This window comes from Vreelandella jeotgali Hwa (genome assembly GCF_000334215.1).
Taxonomy (GTDB): Bacteria; Pseudomonadota; Gammaproteobacteria; order Pseudomonadales; family Halomonadaceae; genus Vreelandella; species Vreelandella jeotgali.
Map to the genome: position 1 here is coordinate 1 of NZ_AMQY01000014.1, position 11,640 is coordinate 11,640.

The window sequence follows — 11,640 nt, forward strand, 5'->3', positions numbered from 1 at the left end:
TGACCGCGTACCTTTTGTATAATGGGTCAGCGACTTATTGTCTGTAGCGAGCTTAACCGACGAGGGGAGGCGTAGCGAAAGCGAGTCTTAACAGGGCGCACAGTTGCCGGCAATAGACCCGAAACCGGGCGATCTACCCATGGCCAGAGTGAAGGTTGCGTAACAGCAACTGGAGGCTCGAACCCACTTATGTTGAAAAATGAGGGGATGAGCTGTGGGTCGGAGTGAAAGGCTAATCAAGCCCGGAGATAGCTGGTTCTCCTCGAAAGCTATTTAGGTAGCGCCTCACGTATCACCGCCGGGGGTAGAGCACTGTTTCGGCTAGGGGGTCATCCCGACTTACCAACCCGAGGCAAACTCCGAATACCGGTGAGTGCGAGCGTGGGAGACACACAGTGGGTGCTAACGTCCACTGTGGAAAGGGCAACAACCCAAACCGTCAGCTAAGGTCCCCAAATACCGGTTCAGTGGGAAACGAAGTGGGAAGGTTCAGACAGCCAGGAGGTTGGCTTAGAAGCAGCCATCCTTTAAAGAAAGCGTAATAGCTCACTGGTCGAATCGGCCTGCGCGGAAGATGTAACGGGGCTAAACCGGTTACCGAAGCTACGGACGCATCCGTCGGATGCGTGGTAGAGGAGCGTCGTGTACGCCGACGAAGGTGGATTGAGAAGTCCGCTGGAGGTATCACGAGTGCGAATGCTGACATGAGTAACGATAAAGGGCGTGAAAAACGCCCTCGCCGGAAGACCCAGGGTTTCTGTTCGACGCTAATCGGAGCAGAGTGAGTCGGCCCCTAAGGCGAGGCCGAAAGGCGTAGTCGATGGGAAACGGGTCAATATTCCCGTACCGGACTGTATGGCGATGGGGGAACGAAGAAGGCTAGGTGAGCCGGGCGACGGTTGTCCCGGTGAAAGTGCGTAGGCTGGAGAATCAGGCAAATCCGGTTCTCCCGGGCCGAGACACGAGACGAAGACACTCCGGTGTTGAAGTCATTGATGCCACGCTTCCGGGAAAAGCCTCTAAGCTCTACATACAGTGCGACCGTACCCCAAACCAACACAGGTGGTCAGGGTGAGAATCCCCAGGCGCTTGAGACAACTCGGGTGAAGGAACTAGGCAAAATGGTGCCGTAACTTCGGGAGAAGGCACGCCGCCACGCCGTGACGCCCCTCGCGGGTCGAGCGGAAGGCGGTCGAAGATACCAGGTGGCTGCAACTGTTTACTAAAAACACAGCACTCTGCCAACGCGCAAGCGGACGTATAGGGTGTGACGCCTGCCCGGTGCCGGAAGGTTAAGTGATGGCGTTAGCTCCGGCGACGCGCTTGATCGAAGCCCCGGTAAACGGCGGCCGTAACTATAACGGTCCTAAGGTAGCGAAATTCCTTGTCGGGTAAGTTCCGACCTGCACGAACGGCGCAATGACGGCCACGCTGTCTCCACCCGAGACTCAGTGAAATTGAAATCGCCGTGAAGATGCGGTGTACCCGCGGCCAGACGGAAAGACCCCGTGAACCTTTACTATAGCTTCACACTGGACGCTGATGATGCCTGTGTAGGATAGCTGGGAGGCATGGAACCCCGGTCGCCAGACCGGGGGGAGCCACCCTTGAAATACCAGCCCGGCATCATGGGCGTTCTCACTCCGATCCGTGATCCGGATCGAGGACCGTGTGTGGTGGGTAGTTTGACTGGGGCGGTCTCCCTCCCAAAGTGTAACGGAGGAGCACGAAGGTACCCTCAGCACGGTTGGACATCGTGCAGTGAGTGCAAGAGCACAAGGGTGCTTGACTGCGAGACAGACACGTCGAGCAGGTGCGAAAGCAGGTTCTAGTGATCCGGTGGTTCTGCATGGAAGGGCCATCGCTCAACGGATAAAAGGTACTCCGGGGATAACAGGCTGATACCGCCCAAGAGTTCACATCGACGGCGGTGTTTGGCACCTCGATGTCGGCTCATCACATCCTGGGGCTGAAGTCGGTCCCAAGGGTATGGCTGTTCGCCATTTAAAGTGGTACGCGAGCTGGGTTTAGAACGTCGTGAGACAGTTCGGTCCCTATCTGCCGTGGGCGCAGGATGTTTGCGAAGGGCTGCTCCTAGTACGAGAGGACCGGAGTGGACGCACCTCTGGTGTTCCGGTTGTCACGCCAGTGGCATTGCCGGGTAGCTAAGTGCGGACGGGATAACCGCTGAAAGCATCTAAGCGGGAAGCCCCCTTCAAGATGAGACATCCCCGAGGCCGTGAGCCTCCTGAAGGGCCCAGCAAGACGAGCTGGTTGATAGGCCGGGTGTGGACGCGCTGCAAGGCGTTGAGCTAACCGGTACTAATGGCCCGTGAGGCTTGCCCCTATAACACCCAAGGGGTCGGGTCGCAGGACAACGAGAGACGCAACACCGTCGGATACGCGAGACGTGTCACAGCAGCTTGATATACGACCGGTCATGCCTGACGACCATAGCGGGCGGGAACCACCTGAACCCATGCCGAACTCAGCCGTGAAACCGCCCAGCGCCGATGGTAGTGTGGGGTCTCCCCATGCGAGAGTAGGTCATCGTCAGGCACGTACAGTGCAGAGAACCCGGCCGAGTGCCGGGTTTTTGTGTGGGCGGGTTTTATGTGAAGAATATGAATACGGCGTCTTTGGCTAGGGCTTCCGGGCGATAACCACGGCACGGCGTGGGGCCGGATAACCCTCCCGGGTGCGAGTGTTATCCTGCGGATCGAGAAAATCGGCGAGCGACTGATAGATCATCCACTCGGTAGTCCGCTGTTCGTCGAGCGTGGTCTTCGCTTCGTCTACCACGCGGACGTTTTCGAGGCCGCAGCGTTCGAGCCACTGGCACAGCGCCGGGGAAGACGGCAGAAAGTAGACGTTGGGCATCGCCGCGTAGCGATCCCCGGGTAGCATGACGGTATTTTCGTCGCCTTCCACAACCAGGGTTTCCAGTACCAGCTCACCGCCGGGGGTGAGGGCGTCTTTTAGCTGTTGAATATGCTCCAGCGGCGACGGGCGGTGGTAAAGCACACCCATGGAAAACACCGTGTCGAAGAAACCGAGCTTTTCCGGCATGTCCTCGATGCCCACGGGCAGAAAGTGCGTTCGCCCGCCGTCGGCGTCGCCGATAAAGTGGCGCAGCGCCTGAAACTGCCAGTAAAAGCGCGGTGAAGGGTCGATCACCAGGGAAAAGTCGGCACCGGCGCCCGCCATGCGCCAGGCGTGGTAGCCGCTCCCGCCGCCCACGTCGAGCACTTTACGGCCCTTGAGCGGGCTGAGGTGAGGAGCGACGCGCTGCCATTTCCAGTCCGAACGCCATTCGGTATCGATCTCGATACCGCCAAGAGAAAACGGCCCCTTGCGCCAGGGCATGAGTTTTTTCAGCAGGTTTTCGCACTGGCGCCGGCGGCTGTCGTTGAGGTCGATATCGACGCTTATGCTATCGGCGTCCAGTGTGACCTCACGCTCGGCGGGTAAGTCGGGCAGCTTGGCCACGGCCTTTTCCCACATGGGCAGGTCGCCGTGACGGCGACGGTCCAGCCCTTTTTCCAGCTGCTCGGGCAGCCTTGCCAGCCATGTTGTCAGCCCCTGGTCCAAAAACGCCTGGTACAGCACGCGTTGATCGTCGGGTATGGTCGTTGCTGATGCCATTCAGCCCTCCTTGAAGGCGATCATGGACGCGAAGTTAAGGTACTGAAACCACGTCATCGAGCGGTCGAAGCCCGAGCGCTCCAGGCGGGCGTGGTGAGCTTCAAGCGTGTCCGGCACCAGCACGTTTTCCAGCGCGTTGCGCTTTTGGCTGATTTCCATGTCGCTGTAGCCGTTGGCGCGCTTGAAGTCGTGATAGCGCTCCACCCGCCAGGCGTTGTCGTATTCGTCGGCGTCCACGGTTTTTTCCGAGAGTACCAGCACGCCGCCGGGTTCCAGCGCCTGATAGAGCCTCTGCATCAGGGCGTCGCGGTCTTCCGGCGGTAAAAATTGCAGGGTGAAGTTAAGCACGATCATCCCCGCCGGGACGTATTCCACCTCGCGGATATCGGCGACCGTTACCTGCATGGCGTGCTCGGGGCACTCCGCGGCAAAGGTCTCGCGGGCGCGCTCGGCCATGGCCGGCGAAACATCCAGCCCCAGGTAGTCGAAGGCATCCGGCGGCAGGGCACCGGCCAGCGCCAGCCCGCCGGCGCCCAGCGAGCAGCCCAGATCGTATACGCGAGCGCCGTGGCGCAGGTGGCGCTCGGCAATTAGCCCCAGCATGCCCAGCACCTGGCCGTAACCGGGCACGGAACGGCGGATCATGTCGGGAAAGCACGCCACGACTTTTTCGTCGAAGGAGAACTGCGCCACCCGGTCAAGGGGTGTCGAAAAGATAGCGTCACGGTAAGATGCATCACTCATGGGGCAGGCCGATCCGTAAAAACGATCTGTAGCAGGTAGCAGAGAGTCCGCGAAAAAACGGCAATCCGCAAAAAGCGGGGCTACAGTTTACGCGCCCCGCCATGAGCCGAACAGGCCCCATGCCGTCACGCAGTGCCACAAGGAGAGGGCCAGTATGGCCAATGCGACATCCCCGACGCCCGATACGCTGCCCGCCTGGCAGGCGCTTGAGCGCCACGCCGAGGTGCATCGGCAGCGCCACGTTTCGCGTCTTTTTGATGAAGATCAAAATAATCAGCGCTTTACGCGCTTTAGCCGCCGAGTGGCAGGGCTGACGCTGGACCTGTCCAAGCAGCGCTGGGATGGTGATACGTTAACGCATCTGCTGGCGTTGGCTCGCGAAGCGGGCGTGCCCGACGCCATCGACGGGCTGCTCAGCGGCCGGCGGGTCAACACCAGCGAAGATCGTCCGGCGCTGCATACCGCGCTGCGTCTTCCGGCCGATGCCACGCTCAATGTTGAAGGTGAAGACGTGGTGGCCGAGGTCCATCAAAGCCTTGAGCAGATGGCGGCGCTGGTCGAACGGCTGCACGCCGGCCAGTGGCGCGGGGCCACCGGCAAGCCCATTCAGCGCGTGATTAACCTGGGCGTTGGCGGCTCTGATCTGGGCCCGCAAATGGTCACGCACGCGCTGGCAGACTTTACCCCGGCCGCCATTCATCCGCTCAAGGTGCATTTTGCCTCGACGATGGACGGCTCTCAGCTGGTGGACTATCTGAGTCGTCTGGACCCCGAAACCACGCTGTTTGTGCTGTCGTCGAAGTCGTTTACCACCGTGGATACGCTGACCAACGCGGAGACGGCCCGGGACTGGTTGCTCTCGCGCCTGACACGCCAGGGGGCAACGCCCATCAGCCCGGAACTGGTGATTCGCCAGCACTTTATCGGGGTTTCGGCGAGCCCGGAGAGGATGACCCGCTGGGGCATCGCGCCGGCGCACCAGCTGCGCTTCTGGGAATGGGTCGGCGGCCGCTATTCGCTTTGGGGCACCATCGGGCTGCCCATTGCGCTGGTGATTGGGATGGCCAACTTCCGCCGCCTGCTGGCCGGGGCGCACGCCATGGACGACCATTTTGCCCGGACGCCGCTTGGCGACAACGCGCCGGTGATGCTGGCGCTTGCCGGTATCTGGAACGTCAACTTTCTGGACATACGCGCCCACTCGATTTTGCCCTACGATGGTCGGCTGGAGTATTTTTCCGCCTATCTGGAGCAGCTGGAAATGGAGTCCAACGGCAAGTCGGTCACCCGTGACGGCGCATTTGCGAATTACGCCACCTGCCCGGTGCTCTGGGGCCAGCTAGGGCCCAACGCCCAGCACGCGTTCTACCAGCTGTTGCATCAGGGCACCCAGCCGGTGGAGTGCGACTTCATTGCGCCGCTGTCGCGCTATGACGACGTTGAAGACCGCGATACCCGCCGGCTGTTGCAGTCTCAGCACCGGCTGACGCTGGCCAACTGCTTTGCCCAGTCGCGGCTGTTGATGCTGGGCGATGACGCCATTGCCGACGATACTCCGCGCCCGGCGCACAAACGCTACCGCGGTAACCAGCCTTCCACCACGGTACTGCTCGACCGCCTGACGCCGGAAACGCTGGGGTCGCTGATTGCCCTTTACGAGCACAAGGTGTTTGTTCAGGCAACGATCTGGGGCATCAATCCCTTCGACCAGTGGGGCGTGGAGCTCGGGAAAAGGATAGCCGGGCAGACCCAGCAGATGCTCGAAGGCGACGTTGCCTCCGACGGCATGGATGCGTCCACGCGCGGTCTGATGGACGCCTTTCGGGCGTCGGTTGAGCAGCCGTGACCTCGTTATGTGTTAATGTACAGATATTGATGTAACATACAGCTTCTGCGCCATCTTGCGTGCCCGGCCATGTCTGTTCGATGCTCTGTGCCCGACAGGGACATTGACGGTTTCTGCCGTGACATGCAGCTCAGGCATGACGCCGTTTCCGCGCGCAGCTTGCTTTACTGTTCAGGAAATTCCGACCCTATGTCCCAGTTTGATGCTTCGCCCTACGCTGCCAGCTCGATCGAAGTCCTTTCCGGGCTCGAGCCGGTGCGCAAACGTCCCGGCATGTATACCGATACGTCACGACCCAATCACCTGGCGCAGGAAGTCATCGACAACAGCGTCGACGAAGCGCTGGCCGGGTACGCCAGAAAGGTCAGGGTGGCGCTGCTGGCAGACGGCGGCATCGAGGTGTCCGATGACGGCCGCGGGATGCCCATTGATACCCATCCCGAGCACGGCGTTTCCGGCGTCGAGCTGATCCTGACCCGGCTGCATTCCGGGGGCAAGTTTTCCGCCTCCAGCTACCGCTTTTCCGGCGGGCTGCACGGGGTCGGGGTGTCGGTGGTCAACGCGCTGTCGCGCCGGCTGGAAATGGAAGTGACCCGCGACGGTGCGCGCCACGCGATGGCCTTTGAGTTCGGGCAGAAAGTGGAAGAGTTGGCGCTGCTGGGCAAGGCGCCAAAGCGCGCCAGCGGCACGCTGCTGCGTTTCTGGCCGGACGAGAGCTATTTCGACAGCCCCAAACTCGCGGTAGGGCGGATGAAGCACCTGCTGCGCGCCAAGGCGGTACTCTGCCCGGGGCTTGAAGTGACGTTGATCGAGCCCGACGGCACGCAAAGTATCTGGCAGTATGCCGATGGCCTGCGCGATTACCTGGTCGAAGCCACCGATGGCTTTGAGGTGCTGCCCGCCGAGCCGTTTCTGGGCCACTTCAGCGACGACGAGCACGGCGTTGACTGGGCCATCCAGTGGCTGCCCGAAGGTGGCGAGACGCTGGTGGAGTCCTACGTCAACCTGATCCCCACCCCGCTGGGCGGCACCCATATCAACGGCTTTCGCTCGGGGCTGCTGGACGCCCTGCGCGAATTCTGCGAGTTTCACAGCCTGTTGCCGAAAGGGATCAAGCTGACCGCCGATGACCTTTGGGAACGCGCCGCCTTTGTGCTCTCGGTGAAGATGCTCGACCCGCAGTTTTCCGGCCAGACCAAGGAACGTCTGTCTTCCCGGGCGGTGTCGGCGTTTGTTTCCGGCGTGGTCAAGGATGCCTTCTCGCTGTGGCTGAATCGCCATGTAGACGCCGGCGAGGCGCTGGCCGAACTGGTGATCAACGCCGCCCAGCGCCGCCAGAAGAAGGCCAAAAAGGTAGCGCGCAAAAAGGTCACTTCCGGCCCGGCGCTGCCCGGCAAGCTGGCCGACTGCGCCGGCCAGGATCCGGCCCGGAGCGAGTTGTTTCTGGTCGAGGGCGACAGCGCCGGCGGTAGTGCCAAGCAGGCGCGCAACCGCGAAACCCAGGCCATCATGCCGCTGCGGGGCAAGATCCTGAACACCTGGGAGGTGGAGTCGCAGGATATCTACAGCTCCCGGGAGGTTCACGATATCGCCGTGGCCATCGGCGCCGATCCCGGCAGTGCCAACCTGGAACGGCTGCGCTATCACAAAATCTGTATTCTTGCCGATGCCGACTCCGACGGCCTGCATATCGCCACGCTGCTGTGCGCGCTGTTTGTGCGTCACTTCCCCAGCCTGGTCGATGCCGGGCATATCTTTGTGGCCATGCCGCCGCTCTACCGCATTGATCTGGGCAAGGAAGTGCATTACGCCCTGGATGAAAGCGAGAAAGACGCAATCCTCAAACGGCTGGCGAAAAAGCGCGGGACGCCCAACGTCCAGCGCTTCAAGGGGCTGGGGGAAATGAGCCCGCTGCAGCTGCGCGAAACCACCATGGCGGCGGACACCCGACGGCTGGTACAGCTGACCCGCAGCGAAGGCGACGGCAGCGAGCAGATGCTGGACATGCTGCTGGCGAAAAAGCGCGCGTCCGACCGCAAGGAATGGCTGGAACACTACGGCAACCTCGCCGAGGTAGATGTATAAGCACCGGCGACGACCGGTTTTGACAAGAGGCCCATTGATGAGCATGGATATTGCCGTGGCGGAAGGCGACGTCGAGCGCCTTTCCCTGCGCGACTATACCGAAAAAGCCTACCTCGACTACTCGATGTACGTGATTCTGGACCGGGCACTGCCGCACATCGGCGACGGCATGAAACCCGTGCAGCGGCGCATTGTTTACGCCATGCGCGAGCTGTCGCTGTCGGCCAGCGCCAAACACAAGAAGTCCGCGCGCACCGTGGGCGACGTGCTGGGCAAGTTTCATCCCCACGGTGATAGCGCCTGTTACGAAGCCATGGTGCTCATGGCCCAGCCGTTTTCCTACCGCTATCCGCTGGTGGACGGCCAGGGCAACTGGGGCAGCCCCGACGACCCCAAATCGTTTGCCGCCATGCGCTACACCGAAGCCCGGCTGGCAAAGTTTGCCGACGTGCTGCTCGCCGAACTGGGGCAGGGCACCGTGGACTGGACGCCCAATTTTGACGGCACCATGCAGGAGCCCGAGGTGCTGCCGGCGCGGCTGCCGCATCTGCTGCTCAACGGCGGCACCGGTATTGCCGTGGGCATGGCCACCGATATTCCTCCCCACAACGTGGGCGAAGTCGTCGAGGCAACCTGCCGTCTGCTGCGCCATCCGCAAGCGACCACCACCGACCTGATGGACTACCTGCCCGCGCCGGATTTTCCCACTGCGGCAGAGATCATTACGCCCCGGGCGGACCTGCGCAAGCTCTACGAAGCCGGCCGCGGCTCGGTAAAAATGCGCGCCTGTTTCGCCCGCGAGAGCGCCAACGTGGTGATAACCGCGCTGCCGTATCAGGTCAGTGGTGCCCGGGTGCTGGAGCAGATCGCCGGGCAGATGCAGGCCAAAAAGCTGCCCATGGTCGCCGACCTGCGCGACGAATCCACCCACGAAGAGCCCACGCGGCTGGTGATCGAACCGCGTTCCGCCAGGGTCGACGTGGACGCCCTGATGGCGCACCTGTTCGCCACCACCGATCTGGAAAAGAACGTCCGCGTCAACTTCAACGTCATCGGCCTGGACGGCCGCCCCCAGGTAATGCCGCTGCCGGAATTGCTGGGGCAATGGCTGACCTTTCGCCGGGCCACGGTGCGCCGTCGGCTGGAACACCGGCTGGGCAAGGTGGAAGATCGCCTGCACCTGCTGGAAGGGCTGCTGGCCGCCTACCTCAATCTCGATGAGGTGATCCGCATTATCCGCGAGGAAGACGCGCCCAAGCCGGCGCTGGTCGCCGCGTTTGATCTGTCCGAGCGTCAGGCCGAGGCCATTCTGGAACTGCGCTTGCGCCACCTCGCCAAACTCGAAGAGATGAAAATTCGCGGCGAGCAGGACGAGCTGGAGAAGGAACGCAAGCGTCTCCATACTCTGCTGGGCAGCGAGGCGCGGCTGACTACGCTGATCGAAAAGGAAATCCGCGCGGCGGGCAAGGAGCACGGCGACTCGCGTTGTTCACCGCTGATCGAGCGCGGGGAAGCCAGGGCGCTGTCGGAAGTGGAGCTGTTGGGCGCCGACCCGGTCACCGTGGTGCTCTCCGAAAAGGGCTGGATTCGCGCCGCCAAGGGCCACGAGATCGACCCCGTGGGGCTTTCCTTCAAGGCCGGCGACCGCTTCCACCTGGCCGCCCGGGGTAAAACCAACCAGCCGCTGGTGCTGCTGGACGATACCGGCCGCGCCTATACACTGGCGGCTCACAATTTGCCCGGTGCCCGGGGGCAGGGTGAACCGGTGACCGGGCGCGTCAACGTCGCCGCCGGCGCGCAGATGGCGGGTGTCATGCTGGCGCCGCCCGACCAGCGCTTTTTATTGGCGTCTGACGGCGGCTACGGCTTTATCACCACGCTTGGCGATATGACCGGCAAAAACCGCGCCGGTAAGGCCGTTTTGACCCTGCCACGGGGCTGTAACGTGCTACCCCCGGTGATGCTGCCCTGCAGTGAAGCCGATGAGGAGAGCGACAGCTGCCGAGTGGCGGTGATCTCCAACGAAGGGCGGTTATTGCTGTTTGCGCTCGACCAGCTGCCCGCCATGGCCAAGGGCAAGGGCATCAGGATGCTGGATATTCCCGGCGCCCGAGCGGCGCGGCGCGAAGAATTTGTCCGCGATATCGCCATCCTCGCGGAAGGCGATGCCCTGGTGGCCCACGCCGGCAAGCGCAAGCTGACGCTGAAACCGGCCGATCTTGATTACTATGGCGGCGAGCGCGGGCGTCGCGGCAGCAAGCTGCCCCGCGGCCTGCAGCGCGTCGATCGCCTGGAAACGCTGCCGGCCAAATCCGACTAACGCCGGGCCATAGCACGGCGAATCATGAATAAAGAGACAAACGCATGAGCCACAACGCATTGGTCCTGACCCTGCTGGGGGAAACGCTGCCGGCGACGCTGCTCGATCGGGTAACAGCACTGATTCAGCGCTTTGATCTGCACGCCTCGGCGCATCGCTGGCTCACCGATCAGGATGCTGAGCCCGCGCCGGGCCATGCGGCGTGCCTGGCGATCGAGCTGGGCGGCCAGGCGCTGGCGGACGGCGAGGTCAACGTCGAAACGCTGCGTCGCGATGCGTTGGCGCTGGGCAATCGGGAAGACGTCGACGTTGCCATACAGGCGGCGGATGAATGGCGCGGGCATCGCCGGCTGGTGTGTTTTGACATGGACTCGACGCTGATCAAAACCGAAGTCATCGACGAGTTGGCGCGCCGCCACGGCGTGGGCGATGACGTCGCCGCGGTGACCGAGCGCGCCATGCGCGGCGAACTCGATTTTCAGCAGAGTTTTCGCGCGCGCATGGCCAAACTCGAGGGGTTGGACGAAGCCGTTCTCGCCGACATTGCCGCTCACCTGCCGTTGATGGACGGGCTGGAAACGCTGATGGACGGCCTCAAGTGCTACGGCTATCGCACGGCGATTATCTCCGGCGGATTCAGCTACTTCGCTCGGCACCTGCAGCAGCGACTCGGCTTTGACGAAGTCCACGCCAACGAGCTGATCATCAACAACGGCCGGGTGACCGGCGAGGTGCGCGAGCCGATTGTGGATGCCGCGCACAAGGCCCGGCTGCTGGAAGACATCGCCGCGCGCCAGGGGCTTTCCCCAAGCCAGACCGTCGCCGTGGGCGACGGTGCCAACGACCTGACCATGCTCGCCCGCGCCGGCCTGGGTATCGCCTTTCGCGCCAAGCCCGTGGTGCGCGAACAGGCCAGCCAGGCGATTACGACCCTGGGGCTGGACGCTGTTCTGTACCTGTTGGGCCATGCCGACCACGCCCGTGCCGAGCACTGAACTAT

Annotated in this window: 6 protein-coding genes and 2 rRNA genes; 6 read left to right on the top strand and 2 right to left on the bottom strand. The window is 62.4% G+C overall.

Annotation, left to right across the window (positions count from 1 at the left end; genetic code table 11):
• Together C793_RS0106015 and rrf are read left to right on the top strand one after the other, a co-directional pair.
• Positions 1 to 2,347, top strand: a 23S ribosomal RNA gene (locus C793_RS0106015); the annotation flags it as partial.
• Between the two features lie 96 nt (positions 2,348 to 2,443).
• Positions 2,444 to 2,559 (top strand): 5S ribosomal RNA (gene rrf / locus C793_RS0106020).
• Positions 2,560 to 2,643: 84 nt separating this feature from the next.
• Here the strand turns inward: rrf and cmoB are convergent.
• Entirely contained in the window at positions 2,644 to 3,645 is a 1,002-nt protein-coding gene (gene cmoB / locus C793_RS0106025; RefSeq protein WP_017430037.1) for a tRNA 5-methoxyuridine(34)/uridine 5-oxyacetic acid(34) synthase CmoB, read from the bottom strand.
• Entirely contained in the window at positions 3,646 to 4,389 is a 744-nt protein-coding gene (gene cmoA, locus C793_RS0106030; protein WP_017430038.1) for a carboxy-S-adenosyl-L-methionine synthase CmoA, read from the bottom strand.
• Between the two features lie 154 nt (positions 4,390 to 4,543).
• On the opposite strand from cmoA, the gene pgi reads away from it, so the two are divergent.
• From pgi to serB, 4 genes are all read left to right on the top strand, one after another.
• Entirely contained in the window at positions 4,544 to 6,235 is a 1,692-nt protein-coding gene (gene pgi, locus C793_RS0106035; protein ID WP_017430039.1) for a glucose-6-phosphate isomerase, read from the top strand.
• A 189-nt stretch (positions 6,236 to 6,424) separates the two neighbouring features.
• Positions 6,425 to 8,320 carry a DNA topoisomerase IV subunit B gene (gene parE, locus C793_RS0106040; protein WP_017430040.1) on the top strand — a complete coding sequence of 632 codons (1,896 nt, stop codon included), beginning with the start codon at positions 6,425 to 6,427 and terminating at the stop codon, positions 8,318 to 8,320.
• Between the two features lie 37 nt (positions 8,321 to 8,357).
• On the top strand, positions 8,358 to 10,640 hold the full coding sequence (gene parC, locus C793_RS0106045) for a DNA topoisomerase IV subunit A (protein WP_017430041.1): 2,283 nt from the start codon (positions 8,358 to 8,360) through the stop codon (positions 10,638 to 10,640).
• Positions 10,641 to 10,684: 44 nt separating this feature from the next.
• Positions 10,685 to 11,635 (top strand): phosphoserine phosphatase SerB, encoded by a 951-nt coding sequence (serB, locus tag C793_RS0106050; RefSeq protein ID WP_017430042.1) that lies wholly within the window; start codon positions 10,685 to 10,687, stop codon positions 11,633 to 11,635.
• The last annotated feature ends 5 nt before the right edge of the window (positions 11,636 to 11,640 follow it).